Here is a 20,870-nt window from a genome sequence, read left to right as displayed (position 1 = left end):
TCCTCAGGTTGTGGCCGGTCGGTGGGGTCAGCCGCCGAGCGCGGCGAGAGCCTTCTGGACCTTCGGGACGTACGCCTGGGTCTCCGAGAACGGCGGGATACCGCCGTACTTGTGCACCGCCCCGCCGCCCGCGTTGTAGGCGGCCAGAGCCAGCGGCAGCGACTTGAACTCACGCAGGTTGCGGGACAGCAGCTTGGCCCCGCCGTTGATCGCCTGCTCCGGGTCGAAGGAGTCCTTGACGCCCAGGCCCTTGGCGGTCGACGGCATGAGCTGCATCAGCCCCTGGGCCCCGACCTTGCTGACCGCCTGCGGGTTGTATCCGGATTCGACCTTGGCCACGGCGGCGAGCAGCTTGGGCGAGACGCCGTAGCGGTTGCCGGCCTGCACGAACAGGTCGCCGTAGGGCACGCCGGGCAGCGATCCGCTGCCCTGGAGGCTGGCCGGGCGGACGGAGGCGACGTTCTGGGCCGGCAGTGCGGCGAAGTCCGAGACCACCCGCCGGATGTGCGTCGGCTTCTCGTACACGCTCTGGATCTTGACGTGGTCGCCGGGCTTCGGTGCCGCGATCATCTTGTTGTCGCCGAGGTAGATGGCGACGTGGTCGACCGGGGAGTCGAAGGCGAGGATGTCGCCCGGCTTGGCCTGGGCCAGGCTGTCGACCTTGGTGCCGGCCTTGGCCTGCTCGTGCGAGAGCCGGGGCAGCTTGATGCCGAGGTCGCTGTAGGCCCGCTGCACCAGGGCCGAGCAGTCCAGCCCCTTGTCCGGGTCGGTGCTGCCGAACACGTACGGCGTACCCAGGTATTTCTTGGCCGCGTCGACCACGTCGGACCCGGAGGCCTGATTGTTCAGCTTGATCGTGCCGGTCCCGCCGGTCGCGCCGGCCAGGGCCGAGGCGAACGAGGAGTCGCCCAGCGCGGTGCTGCCGTTGGTGCTGACCGTGCCGGTGGCGCCCGGCGCCGGGTTGACCGGGGTGAGGCCGAGCTGGCCCTGGAGCTCCTGGATGCGGTTGAGCACCCCGGTGACACCGATCATTCAGCGCCTCCGCCGCGGGCGGCGTTGCGGGCCTTGGTGGTCACCGCGATCTCGTCCAGATCGGCCTGGTCCTTGCGCAGGTCGTTGGCGCGCACCATCTCGGCGTGCCGTTCGCCCAGCATCTCGACCGCGCGACGGCGCTTGGCCGCCTCGGCCAGCACTGCCATCCGCTCGCGCTCGAGATCCTCGGCCTCGGTGACCATGCGCTGGGCGCTCATCAGGGCGCCGGCCAGCGACTGGCGGGCGACCAGCCCGGCGACGATGGCCCGGGCCGAACCCTCGGTGGGTGCCTCCGATCCGACCAGGTCGAGCCGCTTGCGCCGGACGAGGTCCTCGGCGTCCTTGATCTGGGCGCGGGACTGGATCACGGCGCCCTTGGCCGCGTCCTCCTGGGCCTTGCGGGCACGGAGCACGGGAGAGAGCCGGAAGAATCGGTTCACGTTCTGCCTCCTAGCGCGGGCCTCACCCTTCCCGGTCGGCCCGATAACCGTTTCGCTGAGCTGCTGCACCCAAGCCGCAACTGAGCTGTCAGGAGGCGGCGATCAGGGCTCGCAGCTGGCCCCAGGCCTCGTCGGCGGTGACCCGTTCGTCGAGGCCCTGGCGCAGGAACGCGTTGATGTGGGACCAGATCGCGGTGGCCCGGTCGGCGTCCGGGTTGGTGCCGGCCACGTAGGCGCCGATCTCGACCAGTTCGCGGACCTCGCGGTGGGCGGCCATCATGCGGCGCAGCTCGGTGGCGTCGGAGCGCTGCTCCTTCGTGGTGATCTTGTTGGCGACGCGGGAGATCGAGTCGAGGGCCTGGATGCTCGGGAAGTGGCCGGCGGTGGCCAGCTTGCGGTCGAGCACGACGTGGCCGTCGAGGATCGAGCGGGCCGCGTCGGCGATCGGCTCGTTGTGGTCGTCACCTTCGACCAGCACCGTGTAGAGGCCGGTGATGCTGCCCCGGGCGCCCGGCCCGGCCCGCTCCAGCAGCGACGCCAGCATCGCGAACACCGAGGGCGGATAGCCACGCGTGGCCGGCGGCTCGCCCACCGACAGGCCGACCTCGCGCTGCGCCATGGCCGCACGCGTCACGCTGTCCATCATCAGCAGCACGTCGGCGCCCTCGTCGCGGTAGTACTCGGCGATTCTCGTGGCCACGGCGCCGGCCCGGAGGCGTACGAGGGGAGGGGTGTCCGACGTGGCGATGACCACCACCGACCGCGCCAGCCCTTCCTCGCCCAGGTCGTGCTCGATGAACTCGCGCACCTCGCGGCCGCGCTCGCCGACCAGCGCCACGACGTTCAGCTCGGCCGAGGTGCCTCGCGTGATCATGCTCATCAGCGTCGACTTGCCGACGCCGGAGCCGGCGAAGATGCCGATGCGCTGCCCGCGCCCGCACGGCACGAGCGTGTCCAGGACGCGTACGCCCAGGCTCATCGGTTTGTCGACCAGCTGGCGTTCCATGGCCGACGGGGGCGCCGCGTCGATGCCGACCAGGTGGCCCTTGAGCGGCGGACCGCCGTCCATCGGGCGGCCCAGCCCGTCCAGGATCCGGCCCTGCAGGTCGGGCCCCACGGCCACCCGCAGTGGTCCACCCGTGCTGACCACCGGGGTGCCCGCCCCGAGTCCGGCGATCGGGCCCAGCGGCAGGCAGGAGAGCTTCTCGCCGTCGATCGCGGCCACCTCGGCGAAGACCGCCTCCGGGCCCTCGCCCATCTGCACGAGGTCACCGACCCGGGCGTCGACGCCGCTGACCGTCACCCGCAGGCCGACCGCACCGGTCACCTTGCCGCGGGTGAGCGGGCGGGCCGCCTCGAGTGCCGCCGACATGCGGTGGCGGAACACATCCGTCATGTGTGTCTCCTAGTGGATGCGCAGCGCGTCCCGGGCGCGGGCCACGGCGGCCGCGATGGTCGCGTCCACCGTCGCCATGCCGGTCTCGGCGACCGCGTCGCCCGGGTGCAGCGTCGCGTCCGGGCGCAGGCGGACCCGGCGCCCCTCGTACTCGAACTCGGTGTCGCCGCCCTCGCCGACCAGCGTGTGGTAGTCGTCGGGGTGCAGGCTCACGACCAGCTGCCCGGCCTCGGGTACGGCCTGCATGGCCCGGCGCACCGCACCGGCCGTACGCCCCTCGGCGTCGTCCAGGCTGCGGCCGACGATCGCCTCGGCCAGTTCGAAGGCGTGCGCGAGCAGCACCTCCTGCAGCTCGGCGAAGGTCGGCATGAGCTGGTTCTCGAGGTCGGTCACGGCCCGGCCGAGCGCGTTCACGGCCTGTCCGAGGGCATGCGACCGGCGCTGCTCGTGGGCCTGTTCGGCGGCCTGGGCCCGGGCCGCGGCGCCCTCGGCGGCCGCGGCCGCCTCGCGCTGCCCCTGGGCCCAGCCCTCGGCGTAGCCGGACGTGCGGGCCTGCTGCTTGGCCCGTTCGAGCGAGTCGCCGTCGACGGGCAGGCCGGTGCGCAGGTCGACCCCGAACCGGGCGGCCGAGACCGACTTGGCCGACGAACCCCGTAGGACCGGGCTGGTGCTCTCAGGCGATGAGGTCATCGGCCTCGCCGCCGCGCTGGACCTCGATCTGGCCGGATTCCTCGAGCGAGCGGATCACCGACACGATCTTGGCCTGGGCCTCCTCGACCATCTTGACCTTGACCGGGCCGAGCAGGTCGATCTCCTCGAGCAGGTTCTCGCGGCCGCGCTCGGACAGGTTCTTGGTGACCTTGTCGCGCACGGTGTCGGGCACACCCTTGAGCGCGGTGGCCAGGTCGGCCGGCTCCACCTGGCGCAGCACGAGCTGGATGGCACGGTCCTCGAGGTTGATGATGTCCTCGAACATGAACATCCGGCGCCGGATCTCCTCGGCCAGCTCGGGGCTGCGGGCGTCGAGGGCCTCCAGGATGAGCCGCTCGGTCGTCCGGTCGGCGCGGTTGATGATCTCGACCAGCGGCTGCAGGCCGCCGACCGTGGAGAGCTCGTCGGGCTGGAGCACCGACGAGAGCTTGCGCTGCAGGGCGGCCTCGACCTGGCGGATGATCTCGGGGGAGGTGCGGTCCATCACCGCGATCCGGTGCGCGACGTCGGTCTGCACCTCGATCGGGAGGCCGGCCAGGATCGACGAGGCGAGCGCCGAGGGGATGTGCGCGAGCACCAGCGCGATCGTCTGCGGGTGCTCGTACTGCACGTAGGAGAGCAGCTGCCGGGGGTCGGCGTGGCTGAGGAAGTTGAAGGGGATGTCGTTCATCGACGCTTCGAGGCGGTCCAGGATGAGCGCCGCGCGGTCCTTGCCGAGCGAGGCCTCGAGCAGTTCCCGGGCGTAGTCCATGCCACCCGAACCCGCGTAGCGGGTGGTCGCCATGGCGTAGAACTCGTCCATCACGTCGTCGACCTGGGTCGGTTCCAGCTTGCCGAGCCGGGCGATCTCGGCCGAGATCATCTCGACCTCTTTCTCCGACATCTGCGACATGATGTGCGCGGACTGCTCCTTGCCGAACTGCACGAGCATGATGGCGGCCTTGCGCACGCCCGTCATCGACATGGTGGTGAGCGCCGGTGTGCTCAACGCGTACTCCCTCGGACCGTCAGCAGAGAATCAACGCGGCGACCGGCACCCGGGCCGGCCGCCGCACGAAGGGGTCAGCGCGTCACATCGGCGGCCAGCCAGCCGCGCAACAGCACCGCCATCTCGTCAGGTTGATCTTTAACCATCTGCTCGATCTCCCGCTGGCGTTCCTCGCGAGCCTGCACGTTCGAGTCGTCCATCGCCATTCCGGCCTCCAGCATCTGGGCCGGAATGGCCTGGTTGAGCTCGGCCAGGCGCTGCGCCTCGAGCGCGGCCTGCATGTCCTCGAGGTGCTTGCGCTCCTCGGGGGTCAGGCCCCGGCGCTTCTTGCTCTTGCGGCTGAACCGCCAGGCCAGGAACAGCAGGACCAGCACGAGTCCGGCGAGTCCGGCGGTCTTGTACATCGACATCTGCTTGGCCTCGACGGCAGCCGCGGAGGACGCGCTCAGGGCGGCCTGGGCGGCCTGGGCCGCGCTCTGGTCGAACGGCATGGCCGAGACCGCGATGGTGTCGCCCCGGGTGGTGTCGATGCCCGCCGCGGCGGTGACCAGCTGCTGCACCTGGGCCGGCTGGATGGTGCCGGCCGTGGCGCTGTTCAGCAGGACCGCCACGCTCAGCTTCTTGATGCCACCGGGCGCGTTCTTGCGGACCTCGTTGACCTCGTTGACCGCGTTCTGCTTGACGTTGCTGCTGTTCTCGTACTGCCCCGGGCCACCGCTGCCGGTGGAGCAGCCGGGACCGGCGATGTTGTCCGGGCCGAGCACACCGCCGGCGCAGTTGTTGGCACCGTTGTAGGCCTCCCGCTGGTTCTGCTCGCTGAGCGCGGGCACCGACGGGTCGGCGTTGTACGTCTTGCTGGTCGTCTGCGTCTGGTCGAAGTCGAGCGTGGCCGTCGTGACCACCGACGAGTTGCCCGGACCGACAACGCTGTCGAGCATGCTCTGGATGGACTGGTTCATCCGGTTCTGGAAGGCGACGGTCTGCGAGTCGGCCCCGCTGTCCCCACCCGTCCCGATGGCCGCACCGCCACCGGTCGAGAGGATCTTGCCGTCCGCGCCGGCCACCGTGATCTCGGTCGGGTCGAGGCCCTCGACGCTCGACGCGACCAGGTGGACGATGCTCTGCACCTGATCACCGCTCAGCGGCTGGGTGGCGCTCGAGGCGACCAGCACCGAGGCGGTCGGCTTGTCCTGCTCGTCGGCGAAGACGTCCTTCTTGGGGATCACCAGGTGGACCGTGGCCGCCTCGACCCCGTCGATCGACTTGATGGTGTTGGAGAGCTCGCCCTCGAGCGCGCGCTGGTAGTTCGTCTGCTGCATGAAGTCGCTGGTGGTGATGCCCTGCTGGTCGAGCAGCGCGTAGCCGGTGCCGGCGTCGCCGGGCAGGCCCTCGCCGCTCAGCGACAGGCGCAGGTCGTTCACCTGGTCCTGCGGCACGAGGATGGTCTGGCCCTCGTTGGCCAGTTCGTAGCTCGTGCCGGTCTTCTTCAGCGACTCGACGATCGCGCTCGCGTCCTTGGACGAGAGGTTGTTGAACAGGATCGAGTAGGAAGGTTTGGACGCCCACGTGGCGAAGAAGTAGGCGCCCACGATGAGCGCGATGACTGCCGCGATCGTGACGGCCTTCTGTCCCGGGGTGAAGGACCGGAACATGTCCGTGACGCGGCGAACCGGAGCGGGAAGGCGGTCAGTCATGTCAGGCCTGCATCCTCATGATTTCCTGGAACGCTTCCACGGCCTTGTTGCGTACGGCGAGGGTCAGCTGCATGCCGAGCTGGGCCTCGTTCGCGGCCATGGTGTATTGCGCCGGGTCGGTCAGCGTGCCCTGCGCGGCCTGCACCGCGAGGTCGTCGGCCTTGCCCTGCGCGGACTGCACACTCTCGAGACCCCTCGACAGCATGCTGGCGAAGCTCTCGTGCGCGCCCTGGGCCGCGGTGGCCCGGTCGGTGCCGGAGATCGCGTCGGTGGAGCCCACCCCGGTGACCGCCTGCAGACCTGAGACCGGCGAGAAGCCGCTGATGGGACTGATCGGAGACGTCATCGCCTACCTCACTTCCCGAGGTTGATCGCGGCGGTGTAGGAGTCCTTGGCGCGGTCGACGACCGCGAGGTTGGCCTGGTAGGCGCGCTGCGCCATCATCATCTGGGCCATCTGCGAGCTCAGGTCGATGTCCGCCTTACGCACGTAGCCCTGGTTGTCGGCCAGCGGGTTGTCCGGGTCGTGCACCAGCACGCCCTCGGCGCTGCCGAGGGCCACGCCACCCACCTGGGCGCCGTTGCCGTCCTGGGCCTCCTGGGCGATGACGTAACGGGCCTGGAACGCCTTCTCCGACGTACGGCTCGTGTTGTCCATGTTGGCGATGTTGTCGGACACCGCGTCGAGCCACTTGCGGTAGACGGTCACACCCGTGCCGGCGACGCCGATCGCGTTGAATGTGCTCATCGTCAGGCTCCCTTGATCGCGTCGCGGATCATCGAGTACTTGGAGTCCAGCGCCCGCATGGTCAGCTGATAACGCATCGTCGTGTCGATGTGGGAGAGCGTCTCCTCGTCGAGGTTGACGTTGCTGCCGTTCAGACGGGTCGGCTCCAGCGATGTCGCCGTCTGCGGGGCCACTCCGAGCGGTGACAGACCCTTGGCCACGGCACCGCGCAACGCCTCTTCGAACTCCACCTTACGAGCCCGATAGCCTGGGGTTTCGACGTTTGCAATATTGTTCGCGATAGCGCTCTGGCGGGCCGCGAGGCCGGTGACCGCGACGCGCAGCGCGGACGACGAGACATCGTCGAACACAGCAGCTCCTTGTGCGAGTTCCAAGGTGCCGATCCGTGGCTTTTTGGTAAGCGATCCGTCGCTCGTACTCTGCCCTTCGGCGGGCGGGCCGATCCGCTGAGCGTCAGACGGTTGCCGACTGGTTGCACGCGAAAACGTCCCGGCACCCACCTGGGGTCCCGGGACGTCATCGTGTGTCGCTTACATGGCCCGATCGACGTAGACCGGCCGCTTGACCGCCTCGCCGGTCTCGATCTTGGTGGTCATCGTCATCTGCTGCCGGGTGGCGGTCATCCGGCGGGCGATCTCCTCGGCTGCTTTCAGCTGCCGGGTGAGGATCTCGTCGGCCCTCGGCCGGAGCTCCAGCGGCAGGGCGCCCAGCTCGGTGGGCGGCTTCCAGATGTCGGCGGGCGGGTGCTCGGCGTGCCGGTGCTCGTCCTCCAGCATGGCCTCGATCGAGGCCACGTCCAGCTCGAGCTCGTCCAGAGCCGCGCTCCAGGCGTCCCGCCACTCACCGCCGCTCACGCCGGCCTCCGCCCGTCAGTGGGCGACCGCCGAGGCGGCCGCCTCTCGCCAGGCGTCCCGCAGCGGCTCGAGGAATCCTCGGCAGACCGCGACCCGGTCGGCGTCGCGGGCGATGTTCGCCCCGATCAGCTCGGTGAGCAGGTAGCCGTAGAGGTTGGCCAGGCCCGGAGCACCCGACCAGGCCTCGACATCAAGGCTGACCTGGAGCTCGATGATGATCTCCTGGGCGTGCGTGATCTTCTCGTGGGCGACCTCGCGCTCGCCCGCCCGCAGCGCCTCCTCGGCCTGCCCGAGGTCGAGGATCAGGCGGTCGTACAGCATGAGCAGGAGCTTGGCGGGCGAGGCGGTGCTGACGGAGTCCTGCATGTAGCGGTTACGAAGATTCGGCGCGGTCATCGGTCTCCCCAATCAGAGCGGCAGGTCAGGGTCAGAGGCTGGACAACTGGCCGGACAGCCAGCTCGACTGGTTCTTGAGCTTTCCCAGCGAGGTCTCGAGGTCGGAGTACGTCTTCTGCAGGGCCAGCTTCTTGGCCGCGAGCCGGACGTCCCAGTTGCTGATCTGGCTGTTGAGGCTGTCGATCTCGTTGTTGCGTCCGGTGATCACCGAGGTGATGTTGCGCGACTGGTCGAACGCCATGGCCCGGGTCTGGTCGGCGAACTCGATGCCGGCCGCCTGGGTCTGCGTCGGGTTCGCGTTGTAGGAGGCGGTGAAGTCGTCCTTGTTGAACACGAGCTTGCCGGAGCGGTCGAGCTGTACGCCGATCTTGGCCAGCGAGATCGAGATCTTCTCCAGGTTGGTCTTGGTGGCCGGGTCGCTCGGCTGCGTCGAGTCGTACGAGGGATTGGTGTACGTCAGACCGAGGCTCACCTTGCTCAGCAGCACCTGCGAGATGTTGCGAACGGAGAAGTCGCCGGTCAGCGGGGAGCTCTGCTTGGTGTTGGCGTCGTACGCGGTCTGGTTGCTGATCTCGGAGAGCGTGGAGTTGGCCGCGTCGACCATCGCCTGGATCTTGTTCGCCATGCCGTCGACGTCGGAGTCCGCGGTGACGGTGACGCCGTCCTCGAGCTTCGACACGGAGATCGAGACGCCCGGCATCAGGGCGGTGAACGTGTTCGTCTCGCTGGTGACGCTGTAGCCGCCGGCGGCCGAGTTGGCGTCGCCGCCGCCGATGTCGAGCCGGGCGTTGGTCGCGCTGGCCACGTTGGTCAGCGGCGAGGCGAGCCCGTCGAGCCCGTCGATCTTGAACGCCGCGTTGGCGCCGGTCTTGGCCCCGCTCAGCTGCAGAATGTTGCTGGTGCCGCCGGTGCTCACGACGGTGGCCTTGACGCCGAGGCCGGCCGCGTTGATGGCGGCCGCGATGCCCTTGGCCGACTTGTCGTCGCCCAGCGTGACCGTGGTCAGCTTGTCCTTGTCGCTGCCGTCGAGCGGGCCGACGGTGATCTGCAGCGAACCGGCCGAGGTGATGGCGCCGTCCGCGCTCACCTTGGCCGTGGTGACCTGGTTCTTCGCGAGGCTCTTGACGTCGAAGACGGTGGTGCCGGAGGCGGCGTTGGTGCCGGTGACGGCGGTCGCGGTCACGGTCGTCGAGCTGGAGGTCGGCTTGACCGCGCGCCACGTGCTGAGCGCGCCCAGGTCGGTGGCGGCGTTCTTCAGCGCGACCAGCCGGGAGTTGACTGCCTGGTAGGAGGAGACCGCGGTCTGGGCCGTGCTCACCTTGCTCTTGAGCCGGGTCTGCGGCGCCGCCTCGACCTGCATCAACGAGCTGATCATGGAGCTGGTGCTGAGACCACTGACCAGGCCGTCGACCGAAGATGAGCTCACCGGAGCCTGCCTTTCGCTGGAAACAAGCGGGGGCAGCCGCTTGTGACGGCTACCCCCACCTATTCGGTCACTTGCAGTAGAGATTCAGTTGCTACCGGTGGCAGTTTGGTTAGCGGAGCAGCGAGAGCACGTTCTGCGCCGACTGGTTGGCCTGGGACAGCATCGAGGTGCCGGCCTGGGTCAGGATCTGCGACCGGGTGAAGGAGACCATCTCCTGGGCCATGTCGGTGTCACGGATACGCGACTCCGACGCGGACAGGTTCTCGACCGCCACGTTCAGGTTGTTGATCGTGTGCTCGAAGCGGTTCTGGATGGCACCGAGCGACGAGCGGCTGTCGGTGACCGACTGGAGAGCCTTGTCGATCACCGAGATCGCGTTGTCGGGGTCCTTCGTGAGGTCCAGCGACGCGGTGCCGAGCGTCTCCGAGTCGACCGCGCCGATCGAGATGCCGATCTTCTGGTTGGCGTTCGAGCCGACCTGGAAGCGGCCGGTGTTGCCGCCGGTGTCGGTCGTCGCCTGGGTGGTGTCGATGCCGGCGGCGGTGAGCACCGTGTCACCGGTGATCTTGAAGTCGCCCGCGCCGGCCACCTTGAAGGTGGTGTTGTTCTGCATGTCGGTCTTGGCCGACATGGTGACCTCGTTGCCCTGGAAGCCGTGCTCCTTGAGCGCGGTCTCCATGGCGCTGTTGACCGCGGAGGCCAGGTCCTGCGCGGTCGCACCGGCCGGCAGTGCCTTCACGTTGACCGTGATGCCCGTTCCGGGCGGGGTGCTGGTGGTCGAGATGCTGTTGCCCTTGGGGTCGGTCGTCTTGCCGCCGACCGACTCCAGCGTGAAGCTGAAGTCGCTGTTGGCCGCGGTCGGGATGGCGGCCGCGGTGCCGTCGGCGTTGGCCGCCTGCTGGGTGCCGGCCAGCTGCTTGGTGGCGCCGAAGGTGCCGTCGAGCAGCTTCTGCTTACCGAACGCGGTGGTGTCACCGATCCGGTTGAGCTCGGCGTTCAGGGCCGACATTTCCTTGTTGGCCGCGCCGGCGGCCGCCGTGTCGGTGGCGCCGGAGTTGGCCGCCTGCACCGAGAGGTCACGCATACGCTGCAGGATCGCGGTGGTCTCGTTGAGCGCACCTTCAGCGGTCTGCGCGACGCTGACACCGTCCTGGGTGTTGCGGACGGCGACCTTGAGACCGCCGACCTGCGAGCGCAGGCCCTCGGAGATCGAGAGACCGGCCGCGTCGTCGGCCGCCCGGTTGATGCGGAAACCACTGGACAACTTCTCCAGCGACTTCGACATCTGGTTGTCGGTGACCGACAGGTTCCGGTAGGCGTTCTGCGCGGCGATGTTCTGATTGATACGAAGACCCATGAGTGCTTCCTCCTTGAGGGGTCTTTGATGCCGGCCCAATCCATGGAGCCGTGGCGCCGACGGTTCACCAGCAGTCTGCGAGATTTCTTCGCCCTTTTCCGGCGAACTGCAAGAAATCCGAGCCGAGTTCATAACTCCACCTGAAAGGGCCAGATCGGGGGAAATTCCTCAGCGGTGCCGCAGACGTGCCGACCTGTCCGAATGAGCGGGTTCGTCGAGGGGGCGGGCCCGACCGCAAGCGAGACGGAGGTCCAGGGTGAGCCTGACCGACCTGGCCAGCGTCCTGTGGCGTTCACGTGAGCTGCTGGAGATGCTGCTGTTCAAGCTCGAGGAGGAGCAGCTGCTTCTCGCGGCCGGCCGCTCCCGCTGGCTGAGCCACGCCACCCGGGAGGTCGAGGTGGTGCTGGAACAGATCCGGCAGACCGAGGTCATCCGCGCCGCCTACGCCCAGGACGTCGCCGTCGAGCTGGGCCTGTCGCCCGAGGCGTCGCTGGGCGAGCTCGCCGACGTCGCTCCGGCTCCCTGGTCCGACCTGCTGCACCAGCACCGCAAGGCGTTCCTGCTGCTGACCTCCGAGATCAGCGCGCTCGCCGACGTCAACCGAGACCTGCTCACGGCCGGGCAACGCGCAGCACGCGAAACCATGCTCGCGTTCGCCGAAACTGTGGAAACCTACGGACCACAGGGGCAGACCGTTTCCGGCGGCATCCGCCGCTCCAGCCTGGTGGATGAGGCGATCTGATGGCTAGTTCCTTCAGCGGTATCAACACGGCGCTCACCTCGCTCTACGCGCAGCGCCGGGGCCTGGACGTCACGGGCCAGAACATCGCGAACGCGAACACCGAGGGATACACGAAGCAGCGGGTGCGGATGGCTTCGCAGACCGGCAGCCTCAACCCCGGTGTGTACGCGACTACCACGCAGGTCGGCAACGGCGTGACCGTGGCCGGCGTCGAGCGCGGCCGGAACGCGTACCTGGAGGAACGGGGTCGCACCGAACACGCGAACTCGGCCTACCTGCAGAGCCAGAAGGCCGCGTACGGGCAGATCGAAAGCGTCCTGGCCGAACCCAGTGACACCGCGTTGCAGGCCCGCATGCACGACATGTGGGACGGCTGGAACGACGTCGCGAACAACTGGCAGGACCCCTCGACCCGCTCGTCGCTGCTCGAGAAGAGCCGCACCGTGGCGATCACCCTGAACGACACCCGCGCGTCGCTCAGCAGTCAGTTCGGCGCGAACCTGAACGAGATGAGCGCCTACGTCGACCAGGTCAACACGCTGGCCGACAACATCGCGCACATGAACAACCAGGTCGTGGTGGCCCAGGCGGCCGGCCTCGAGGCCAACGAGCTGCAGGACTCCCGCGACGTCGCCGTAATGAAGCTGTCCGAGCTGACCGGCGCCACCGCGATCTCCAAGGCCAACGGTGCGATCAACGTCTACGTCGGATCGTCGCCCCTGGTCAGCGACTTCTCCACGCGCAAGCTGGAGCTCTCCGGGCCGCCCAACCTCGACTCGTGGACGCCGACCACCCAGGTCGCGCTCAAGTGGTCGGGCACCGACACCAATGCGACCGTCGGCGGCACCATGGGTTCGATGATGGACACGATGAACACCATCATCCCCGGCATCTCGGGCCAGCTCGACGCCGTGGCCAACTCGCTCGCGACCAGCGTCAACGCGCTGACCACCTCGGGCTACGACGTGAACGGGAACCCGGGTGCCGCCTTCTTCTCCGGCACCGGCGCGCGGGACATCGCCGTCGCGATCACCGATCCCGACCAGGTCGCCTTCTCGGCCGGCAACCCCAAGGCGGTTCCGCCCGAGGTGGCCGCGATCGACAACGACCAGGCCGACGCGCTGGTCGCGCTGGGCAGTTCGCAGAACGGCCCGGACGCGACCTACCAGCAGATGATCGGCCAGCTCGGCGTGGCGTCGCAGGCGTCGTCGCGGCGCAGCGAGATCCAGGACACGGTCCGCGACCAGGTCGACACCTCGCGCGAGGCGGAGTCCGGGGTCAACCTGGACGAGGAGATGACCCACCTGCTGACCTACCAGCGGGGTTACGAGGCCGCCTCGCGCGTGCTGACGACGATCGACTCGATGCTCGACCAGCTGATCAACCGCACTGGCATGGTCGGCCGGTAGGGGATAGATCATGACCATTCCGAGTCGGGTCACCGATTCGAGCATGCGGCACCGCATGCTCGGCGACCTCAACCGCAGCATGGCCCGCGGGCAGAAACTGCAGGAGCAGATCTCCAGCGGCAAGCAGCTCAGCAAGCCCTCCGATTCGCCGACCGGCACCGTCACGTCGCTGCAGCTGCGCGGCGAGGTGCGGGCGACCCAGCAGTTCGGGCGCAACGCCGACGACGGCCTCGGGTGGCTCGGGTCCATTCAGGACAAGCTCGGCGACGCCTCCGGTCAGATCATCCGGGCTCGCGACCTGACCGTGCAGGGCCTGAGCGGCGCGATGAACGGCGGATCGCGGGACGCCATCGCGGCCGAGATCGACCAGATCCGGCAGCAGATGATCGGCGAGGCCAACACCAGCTACCTGGGCCGGCCCATCTTCGGGGGGACGACACCGGGGAAGGTCGCGTTCGACCCCACCGGCACCTATGTCGGCAACGACGGACAGACCACGCGAACGGTCGGACCGAACGCCAAGGTGCGGATCGACACGACAGGCGCCGAAGCGTACGGCGCGAACGGTAGCCCCACTCAGCTCTTCAAGGTGCTGGGTGACATTTCCGCGGCGCTTCGCGGCAATGACGACGATGCGCTGAATGCAGGGCTGGCCAACCTCGATACGGCCCACGATTTACTAAAGTCCACCCTTTCGGACGTTGGCGCCCGATATAATCGGATTACGCAGATGAAGCAGTCCGCTGATGATCACCTGCTGTCCGTGACGTCGCAGCTGTCCGATATCGAGGATGTCGACCTGCCTAAAGCGATCATGGAATTGCAGATCCAGCAGACGTCTTATCAGGCCGCCCTGGCCGCCTCGGCCAAGGTGATCCAGCCCTCGCTCATCGATTTCCTGAGGTGACCATGTCTACTCGTACCGCTGCCCGACCGATTGAGTCCGCCCTGACCGACACGTCGCTGGGCCTGCCGACCATCACCATGGCCGTGCCCATGCCCGGGTTCCCGGCCCACCGGGAGTTCGTCCTGGTGCGACTCAACGAAGACGGCCTGCTCTACGCGTTCACGTCCACTGAGGACCCCGACCTGCGCTTCCTGGTGGCGCCGCCGGAGCCCTTCTTCCCGGACTACGCGCCCGAGATCGAGGCCGACGTCTTCGCCGCGCTGAACACGCGGGACGCCGACCGTCTGCTGCTGCTGACCGTCATCACGGCCGGCACCAACGAGACCACCGCCAACCTGATGGCCCCGATCGTCGTCGACCGGGACAGCATGCGGGCCATGCAGGTGGTACTCAGCGGCTCGGGCTTCCCGGTCCGCGCGGTCATGAACCCGGTCTACTGACGTCCCGAGGGCGCGGTCGCGGGCTCGCGGCCGCGCCTGTCTCGCGATGCTGTCCGTCCACGGATGGAGGAGGGCACCGACGATGCTCGTACTGACCCGGCGCTCCGGGGAGAGCGTGATGATCGGCAACGATGTCGTCATCACCGTGCTCGAAGCGCGTGGCGACGTGATCCGGCTGGGCATCCAGGCTCCGCGTGACGTGCAGGTGCATCGCGAGGAGGTGTACCGGGAGCTGCAGGCCTCCAATCGGGAGGCCGCCTCGCCCACACAGGACGAGGTGCAGGCGGTCAGCGATCTGCTGAATCCGCCGGCCACATAGGATCCAAAGAGTTTTCCCGTACGCCCCGTCGCCGCGCGACGGGGCGTACGTCGTCTTCGTACGTAAATGTGGAAATCCGCCGTCTTCCCACCGGAATAACTGAAAGATGTTCATTACCGCGCGAGCGGTGCTGTTCCGGCTTCGAAGGGGGATCGATGTCGCGGTTGGCCGAACTCGGTATCGCCAAACGACTCGCCATGATCGTGGTGGTGGGTGCCGTCATGCTGGGGGCGCTCGCGACGATCGGGCTGCTGGGCCAGAACCAGCTGGCCAATCAGGGCTACAACGTCTCGCAGCTGCAGGCGTGCCAGGCCGCGCTCAACCACCTCGACACCCGGCAGAGCGAGCTCAAGGTGGACGCGTACCGGTCGGCCCTCGGTCAGGACGTGACCCAGGACGTCAAGGACGACGTGCAGTCGTCCACCGAGGCCGCGGACGCCGTGGTCGCGTCCTGCGTGTCTCCGGACGTGGCCCAGACGTTCGCCCAGGACCGCCCGGCCTTCGTCGAGTTCAGCACCTTCATCTCCGACTTCGTGGCGTCGGCCGACAAGCGCACCCGGATCGCCGAGATCGCCGAGCGCAACAACGCCACCGACGACGCGCTGGGCGACCTGATCGACAAGGTCGCCGGCGCCGTCGCGACCGAAGAGGGCGACATGGCCCGGACGGTGAGCCGCACCCGGACCGTCTCGATCGTCGTCGCCCTGATCGGGCTGGCGCTGCTCGTCGGCCTGGCCATCCCGCTGGCCCGCTCGATCCTGGTGCCCGTGCGCACGCTCGGCGCGGTCATCGACGGGCTCGCCCAGGGCGACCTGACCGGGCGCAGCGGCATCACCACCCGCGACGAGCTGGGCCGGATGGCGGCCGGCCTGGACGGCGCGCTGGAGTCGATCCGCGGATCGCTCGAGACGATCGGCCGGGACGCGGACGCGCTGGCCGGTGCGGCGGGCGAACTGTCGTCGGTGGCCGCGCAGATCGCCGAGGCGGCCGGTAAGACCGACCGCCAGACCGCGGCCGCGTCGGCCGAGGCCGAGGAGATCTCGCGCAACGTGCAGACGGTCGCGGCCGGCTCCGAGGAGATGGGCCTGGCGATCCGCGAGATCTCCCGCAACACCAGCGAATCGGCCCAGATCGCGTCGATCGCGGTGTCCGAGGCGGCCCGCGCGACCGAGACGGTCCGCCAGCTCGGTGACTCGTCGGCCGAGATCGGCAACGTCATCAAGCTGATCACCTCGATCGCCGAGCAGACCAACCTGCTCGCGCTGAACGCGACGATCGAGGCGGCCCGCGCGGGCGAGGCCGGCAAGGGCTTCGCCGTGGTGGCCAGCGAGGTCAAGGACCTGGCCCAGGAAACGGCCCGCGCGACCGAGGACATCGGCACCCGGGTCGCCGCGATCCAGCAGGACACCGGTGGGGCGGTCGAGGTGATCTCGCGGATCAGCGAGGTGATCGGCCAGATCAACGAGTTCCAGACGACCATCGCGTCGGCGGTCGAGCAGCAGACGGCGACGACCGGCGAGATGAGCCGGAGCATCGCCGAGGTGGCCAACGGCTCGGCCCGCATCGCCACCAACATCGCCGACGTCTCCACCGCGAGCGCCGCCTCGGTGCAGGGGGTCGAGCAGACCCGCCAGGCCTCGACCGGGGTGGCCCGCACCGCCGACGACCTGCGCGCCCTGGTCAGCTCGTTCCGGATCTAAGCACCCGGACTGCACCGGAGGCGGACCGAGGCTGACAACGCCGCCCCCGCACTCTTCTGGTCAGACGGGAAGAGCCCGTCGAGCTTGAAGGACCGGGGAGAGACTGTGAGCGCGGATCGGGAATCAGTCATCGGCGTCGCGCTGGACCTGACGGCCGACGCGCATGTGCACACCGGTTTCTCGGCCGGGCGGGACGCCGTCGGAGTCGTCGTCTCGGCGGCTGACCTGGCCGGCCTCTCCTCGATCACCTTCGCCGACCAGGCCGGCCCGGAGACCACCTGGCTCTCCACCTACGCCGACTCGGTGCGGCGGGCCCGGTCCCGTACGGAGATCAACCTCCGGATCGCGGCCGAGGTCGAGGTCGTACGCCCGGACGGCTGGCTCGCCCTGCCGCCCGACATCAGCGCGCTCGAGGCCCTCTCGGTCGCCGTCTCCCGCCTGCCGCAGGACGCCGGCGTGGTGGGCCCGCGTGAGGTGCGCGCCCAGCTGACCGAGGGCCGGGTCACCGCCGACCAGGTGGCCGAGCAGTTGCTCGACGCGACGGTCCGCGGCATCGAGCGGGCCTCCCGCTACGCGCCGACCCAGCTCGCCCGTCCGCTCGGTCTGCTGGCCCAGGTCGGCCTGGACGACGCGGTGCTGACCCCAGACCTGATCGCCGCGCTGGCCACCGCCTGCCGCGAGACCGGCACCGTGGTCGAGATCAGCGAGGCCTGGCGCTCGCCGTCGGCCCGGGTCGTGGCCATGCTGCGTGCGGCGGGGGTGGCGATGGTCCCCGCGAGTGACGCCCGGTACGCCACCGAGGTCGGCCACTGGCAGTACGTGCGCCGGGTCTGAGCGAAACCGGCCGCTCGAAGTAGCCGTCTCCGTACTCTCGGTCATGCCCGTAGTCATCACGCCTAGGCATGGGAGAGTTGCGATGAGTATGGTTCAGCAGGCCATCGAGGTGAGTGCGCCGTTGCACACGGTGTACGAGCAGCTTGCCGCGTTTGAGAACTACCCGCAGTTCATGAGTGGCGTACGGCAGGTCACCCCGACCGGCCCCGACCAGACGCACTGGGTCATGGACGTCGAGGGCCACCGCCGCGAGTTCGACGCGCAGATCACCGAGCGCACGATGGACGAGCGGGTCTCCTGGGCGACGGTCGACGGGCCGCTGCTCGCCGAGACCATCACCCTGCGGCCCATGGGCGAGACCAAGACCCAGGTGGTGGCCCAGCTCGAGGCCGACGTCGCGTTCCTCATGCCGAACGACCGACACGGACAGGCGTCGCTGAACAAGCGCCTCAAGGCCGACCTGAGCGCCTTCAAGGGCCTGGTCGAGCGGGGTGCCAGCACCAAGAAGCTGGCCCGCCCGGTGCCGACACCGGCCGCGGTCGCCGCCCGGGCGCGCAATCGGGCCCACCCCGGTGCCGGCTGGGGCACCAGCGCCGCCGAGCAGAGCAACGCCAGCCGGGCCGACCTGCCCTATCACGGCCTGTCCGCGTCGACCATGGGCACGCGCGTCGACATCACCTCGGCCCCCGGCATCAGCAGCTCGCACGATCTCGACGACGTGCTGGCCCCCGGCCGCCGCATCTCGACCGCCGGCACCATCAGCGGAGGTCCGTCGGGCATCGGCGCCAGCGCCCGCATGGGTGGTCGCACGAACCGCAAGGACACCTGGGGCGACGGCATGATCAACGAAGAGGACCGGGGCAGCGCCCACGATCATTAAGAGCGTTTCCCCGTACGACGTGAGGGCCGGCTCCCGGTGAGCCGGCCCTTGTCGTGTCCGGTCACACCGGGCCGCTCTCGAAGGTGGCGATCAGCCGGGCGCCGTGCGGATCGGCCCGCTCGTAGCGGACCTCGCCCCCGTTGGCCTCGACCAGGTGGCGCACGATGAACAACCCCAGCCCGGCCCCGCGCATGAACCGCCCGAACAGGTTGGGCAGCAACTCGTCCGGGATGCCCGGACCGCTGTCCTGCACGACGAGATCGACCTGCTCGCCGTGCCGCCTCGCGGTCACCCGGGTCGGTGCCACCCCGTACGCGAGAGCGTTGTTGATCAGGTTTTGCAGCACCGCGGCGACGTGACCGCGGTCGGCCAGCACCGACGTCTCGGCGTCGATCTCGATCAGCATCTCGCCCGGGCCGGCCGCGGACCCCGCCACCACCGTCTCGGCCACCTCGTGCAGCGGCACCGGCACCCGCCGCGCGGTGACCGAACCCATGTCGAGCCGGAACAGCAGCTGCAGGTCGTTCATCATCTTGATCAGCCGCTGCGTGTTCTTGTCGATCTTCGTGGCCAGCTCGTGCCGGACGTCGTCGGGCAGATCGTCCCAGTCCTGGTGGAGCAGCTCGGCCAGGCTGGCGATCGAGCTGATCGGCTGGGCCACGTCGTGGGTCAGCATCGAGGTGAGGTCGTTCTTGAAGGTGAGCGCGTTCTCCAGCCGGGTGTTGGTCTCGCGCAGCCGGGTGTTGCCCCGCTCGAGCTCGGCCGCGTGCTCGCTCAGCGCCTCTTCGGCCCGTTTGCGGTCGGCGATGTTGGTGTCTCTCGCCACGACGGCCTCGTTCATCGACTGGGCCAGCGTGTCGGTGAAGCCGGCCAGCTCACGCTGCCGGCGGTCGGCGCTCATCAGGGTGCGGATCAAGTGCCCGAGCAGCAGCAGGACGGCCAGGGCGAGCAAGGTGGCGACGGAGGCGGCGGTGTGCCGGGCGAACGTGGCGACACAGATCGCCACGGCGGCGATCGTCAGGAGGGCGGCCAGGCCGTGCACGACCCGGCCGGCGTTCCGGCTGACCACCGGGGTCGCCTGCAGCAGCAGGGCGAGTCCGGCCGGGACGAGCGCGGCCGCCGGATCGGCGAGGAAGCCGTCCGGCGGAGCGCCTTTCAGTGACAGGAGCAGGGCCGTGGTGCCGAAGACGGCGACCGCGACGCCGGCGCACCCGGCGGTCAGCCGGGAGAGCCTGCCCAAATCACGCGCCGCATCACGCACGTAATCCCCTCAATTTCCGAGGAAACGAGCATAACGCGGCGTAAGCGGATCAAGCGGTTACTTTCCGGCCCACTCGTAGCCGTCCTCCAGCACGATGCGCTCGGCCACCTTCACGATGTCTTCGTGGTGGCGGTTGCCGTGATGCCCACAGAAGGCCAGCTCACCGCCGGTGGACAGGGTGACCACCAGTTTGGCGGCGGCGCTGCAGCGGTCGCAGCGCTCGGTCATCGCGGGGACGGTGGTGATCTCGGGCGACAGCACGCTGGACATATCGCTCTCCTTGCTCAGTGGCGGTGTGTAGCGGTACGCCGGGTCAATCGGCGCCCCGCTCCGCGGCTTTAGCGGTTCTCTGTCGATCTTCCAAGCCCTGGGTGCGGCCTCGGAGGTGTTGCAACCCGAGTGCAACCGGGTCGCCCCCAATCTTCCCGCAACCGGCGGCCGCCATGCAGTTCCGAGAGGGTGAAACGCATGACTGTGCCCGGACGGAACGGGTTCGGAAAAGGCCGGACCGTGCAACCTGCTGCGGATAGCGTGAGGTTCCGGAAGCCGTACGGAACGTGACCGCAGAACCACCGGGAGGATCCATGTCGCAGGCGCCCGCACCCGAGTCACGCCCCACGGTCCTGGTTGTCGACGACGAGGAGGACCTGCGCGACATCATGCGGAGGATGCTCGAGCGCCGCGGCTTCGCCACCCTGATCGCCGGCGACTCACAACAGGCGATCGCCGCCTGCCGGGAACACCCCGGTGACATCGACATCCTGGTGACCGACCTCGGGCTGCCCGGGGTCTCGGGCGGTGAGCTCTCCCGGTCGGCCACCCAGCTGCGGCCCGAGATGAGCGTCGTCTACATCTCGGGGCTGCCCAAGGAGCTGGCCGTGGCCGACGGGCTGATCGGCGAGGACGCGCTGCTGGTCAAGAAGCCCTTCAGCAGTGAGGTGCTCGTGCAGACCCTGCGCTCGGTGCTGGGAGAAGATTCCTAGTTTCCCGTACGCATCCAGGCGTCGCCGTGTCCCGCACGGCGGCGCCTTTTCGCACGCAACTTCGACGCAACGACCCGCCCACCGACGTCGCACCCGGGCGACCCCACTCTGGGGTGCAGACGTTACTCACCCCCTGAGGTCGGGCCGGTCCGCTGCGGAGGACCGGCCCGACTTCGTCTTCCTGCGGGCGCAAGTCTTCCTGGGGGCACGTCTTCCTGAGGGCACGTCTCTCTGGGCACAAAAAAACGGCCCCTGACGGCCGTGTTGGTTGGCACCGGCGGCGGCGGACGACGCCCATCCCCATAGGCGTCGCCCGCACTAACCGCCGGTCTCGGGTCGCGCCGTCCCCCAACG

24 protein-coding genes are annotated in these 20,870 nt (G+C 69.0%); 9 read left to right on the top strand and 15 right to left on the bottom strand.

Annotation, left to right across the window (positions count from 1 at the left end; translation table 11 throughout):
* Positions 1-27 precede the first annotated feature (27 nt).
* From KOI35_RS06240 to KOI35_RS06180, 13 genes are all read right to left on the bottom strand, one after another.
* Positions 28-1,032, bottom strand: coding sequence for a transglycosylase SLT domain-containing protein (locus KOI35_RS06240; protein WP_215785078.1), 1,005 nt, complete (start codon positions 1,030-1,032; stop codon positions 28-30).
* Positions 1,029-1,472 carry a flagellar FliJ family protein gene (locus KOI35_RS06235; RefSeq protein ID WP_215785077.1) on the bottom strand — a complete coding sequence of 148 codons (444 nt, stop codon included), beginning with the start codon at positions 1,470-1,472 and terminating at the stop codon, positions 1,029-1,031. The genes KOI35_RS06240 and KOI35_RS06235 overlap by 4 nt, the downstream gene beginning before the upstream one ends.
* An 88-nt stretch (positions 1,473-1,560) precedes the next feature.
* Positions 1,561-2,868, bottom strand: coding sequence for a FliI/YscN family ATPase (locus tag KOI35_RS06230; protein ID WP_215785076.1), 1,308 nt, complete (start codon positions 2,866-2,868; stop codon positions 1,561-1,563).
* Positions 2,869-2,877: 9 nt separating this feature from the next.
* Entirely contained in the window at positions 2,878-3,558 is a 681-nt protein-coding gene (locus KOI35_RS06225) for a FliH/SctL family protein (RefSeq protein ID WP_215785075.1), read from the bottom strand.
* Positions 3,542-4,567: a flagellar motor switch protein FliG gene (gene fliG / locus KOI35_RS06220; protein WP_215785074.1), complete on the bottom strand. Its 1,026-nt coding sequence runs from the start codon at positions 4,565-4,567 to the stop codon at positions 3,542-3,544. Before fliG ends, KOI35_RS06225 begins: the two co-directional genes overlap by 17 nt.
* A 74-nt stretch (positions 4,568-4,641) precedes the next feature.
* Positions 4,642-6,261 carry a flagellar basal-body MS-ring/collar protein FliF gene (gene fliF / locus KOI35_RS06215; protein WP_215785073.1) on the bottom strand — a complete coding sequence of 540 codons (1,620 nt, stop codon included), beginning with the start codon at positions 6,259-6,261 and terminating at the stop codon, positions 4,642-4,644.
* Between the two features lies 1 nt (position 6,262).
* Entirely contained in the window at positions 6,263-6,607 is a 345-nt protein-coding gene (fliE, locus tag KOI35_RS06210; RefSeq protein ID WP_215785072.1) for a flagellar hook-basal body complex protein FliE, read from the bottom strand.
* Between the two features lie 8 nt (positions 6,608-6,615).
* Positions 6,616-7,008 (bottom strand): flagellar basal body rod protein FlgC, encoded by a 393-nt coding sequence (locus KOI35_RS06205; RefSeq protein WP_215785071.1) that lies wholly within the window; start codon positions 7,006-7,008, stop codon positions 6,616-6,618.
* A gap of 2 nt (positions 7,009-7,010) precedes the next feature.
* Positions 7,011-7,358, bottom strand: a complete 348-nt coding sequence (locus KOI35_RS06200; RefSeq protein ID WP_215785070.1) for a flagellar basal body rod protein FlgB — start codon at positions 7,356-7,358, stop codon at positions 7,011-7,013.
* A 180-nt stretch (positions 7,359-7,538) separates the two neighbouring features.
* Positions 7,539-7,862: a hypothetical protein gene (locus tag KOI35_RS06195; protein WP_215785069.1), complete on the bottom strand. Its 324-nt coding sequence runs from the start codon at positions 7,860-7,862 to the stop codon at positions 7,539-7,541.
* Between the two features lie 15 nt (positions 7,863-7,877).
* Positions 7,878-8,258 (bottom strand): flagellar export chaperone FliS, encoded by a 381-nt coding sequence (gene fliS, locus KOI35_RS06190; protein ID WP_215785068.1) that lies wholly within the window; start codon positions 8,256-8,258, stop codon positions 7,878-7,880.
* A gap of 31 nt (positions 8,259-8,289) precedes the next feature.
* On the bottom strand, positions 8,290-9,684 hold the full coding sequence (gene fliD / locus KOI35_RS06185) for a flagellar filament capping protein FliD (protein WP_215785067.1): 1,395 nt from the start codon (positions 9,682-9,684) through the stop codon (positions 8,290-8,292).
* Positions 9,685-9,793: 109 nt separating this feature from the next.
* Positions 9,794-11,041: a flagellin N-terminal helical domain-containing protein gene (locus tag KOI35_RS06180; RefSeq protein WP_215785066.1), complete on the bottom strand. Its 1,248-nt coding sequence runs from the start codon at positions 11,039-11,041 to the stop codon at positions 9,794-9,796.
* 256 nt (positions 11,042-11,297) lie between these two features.
* Here KOI35_RS06180 and KOI35_RS06175 point away from each other — a divergent pair, with 256 nt between their 5' ends.
* The 8 genes from KOI35_RS06175 to KOI35_RS06140 all read left to right on the top strand — a co-directional run bounded on the left by KOI35_RS06175 (position 11,298) and on the right by KOI35_RS06140 (position 18,272).
* Positions 11,298-11,783: a flagellar protein FlgN gene (locus tag KOI35_RS06175; RefSeq protein WP_215785065.1), complete on the top strand. Its 486-nt coding sequence runs from the start codon at positions 11,298-11,300 to the stop codon at positions 11,781-11,783.
* Positions 11,783-13,192 carry a flagellar hook-associated protein FlgK gene (gene flgK / locus KOI35_RS06170; RefSeq protein ID WP_215785064.1) on the top strand — a complete coding sequence of 470 codons (1,410 nt, stop codon included), beginning with the start codon at positions 11,783-11,785 and terminating at the stop codon, positions 13,190-13,192. The genes KOI35_RS06175 and flgK overlap by 1 nt, the downstream gene beginning before the upstream one ends.
* 10 nt (positions 13,193-13,202) lie before the next feature.
* Positions 13,203-14,099 carry a flagellar hook-associated protein FlgL gene (gene flgL, locus KOI35_RS06165; protein ID WP_215785063.1) on the top strand — a complete coding sequence of 299 codons (897 nt, stop codon included), beginning with the start codon at positions 13,203-13,205 and terminating at the stop codon, positions 14,097-14,099.
* Between the two features lie 2 nt (positions 14,100-14,101).
* Positions 14,102-14,539 (top strand): flagellar assembly protein FliW, encoded by a 438-nt coding sequence (gene fliW / locus KOI35_RS06160; protein ID WP_215785062.1) that lies wholly within the window; start codon positions 14,102-14,104, stop codon positions 14,537-14,539.
* Positions 14,540-14,621: 82 nt separating this feature from the next.
* Positions 14,622-14,858: a carbon storage regulator CsrA gene (gene csrA, locus KOI35_RS06155; protein ID WP_215785061.1), complete on the top strand. Its 237-nt coding sequence runs from the start codon at positions 14,622-14,624 to the stop codon at positions 14,856-14,858.
* A 155-nt stretch (positions 14,859-15,013) separates the two neighbouring features.
* On the top strand, positions 15,014-16,558 hold the full coding sequence (locus KOI35_RS06150) for a methyl-accepting chemotaxis protein (RefSeq protein WP_215785060.1): 1,545 nt from the start codon (positions 15,014-15,016) through the stop codon (positions 16,556-16,558).
* 105 nt (positions 16,559-16,663) lie between these two features.
* The gene (locus KOI35_RS06145; RefSeq protein ID WP_215785059.1) at positions 16,664-17,392 is read left to right on the top strand and encodes a hydrolase; all 729 of its coding nucleotides are present in this window, start codon (positions 16,664-16,666) and stop codon (positions 17,390-17,392) included.
* Between the two features lie 82 nt (positions 17,393-17,474).
* Positions 17,475-18,272, top strand: a complete 798-nt coding sequence (locus tag KOI35_RS06140; protein WP_246612622.1) for an SRPBCC family protein — start codon at positions 17,475-17,477, stop codon at positions 18,270-18,272.
* A gap of 61 nt (positions 18,273-18,333) precedes the next feature.
* Here the strand turns inward: KOI35_RS06140 and KOI35_RS06135 are convergent, their stop codons facing one another.
* On the bottom strand, positions 18,334-19,512 hold the full coding sequence (locus KOI35_RS06135) for a sensor histidine kinase (protein WP_246612621.1): 1,179 nt from the start codon (positions 19,510-19,512) through the stop codon (positions 18,334-18,336).
* A 78-nt stretch (positions 19,513-19,590) separates the two neighbouring features.
* On the bottom strand, positions 19,591-19,803 hold the full coding sequence (locus KOI35_RS06130) for a DUF7455 domain-containing protein (protein ID WP_215785057.1): 213 nt from the start codon (positions 19,801-19,803) through the stop codon (positions 19,591-19,593).
* A gap of 314 nt (positions 19,804-20,117) precedes the next feature.
* On the opposite strand from KOI35_RS06130, the gene KOI35_RS06125 reads away from it, so the two are divergent.
* A complete protein-coding gene (locus KOI35_RS06125) occupies positions 20,118-20,516 on the top strand; it encodes a response regulator (protein ID WP_215785056.1) in 399 nt (132 codons plus the stop codon).
* Positions 20,517-20,870 lie beyond the last annotated feature (354 nt).

It is taken from the genome of Paractinoplanes bogorensis (genome assembly GCF_018829635.1).
GTDB lineage: Bacteria > Actinomycetota > Actinomycetes > Mycobacteriales > Micromonosporaceae > Actinoplanes > Actinoplanes bogorensis.
Note: the sequence above shows the minus strand (reverse complement) of the source record. Positions and strands in the feature narration are given on the sequence as shown.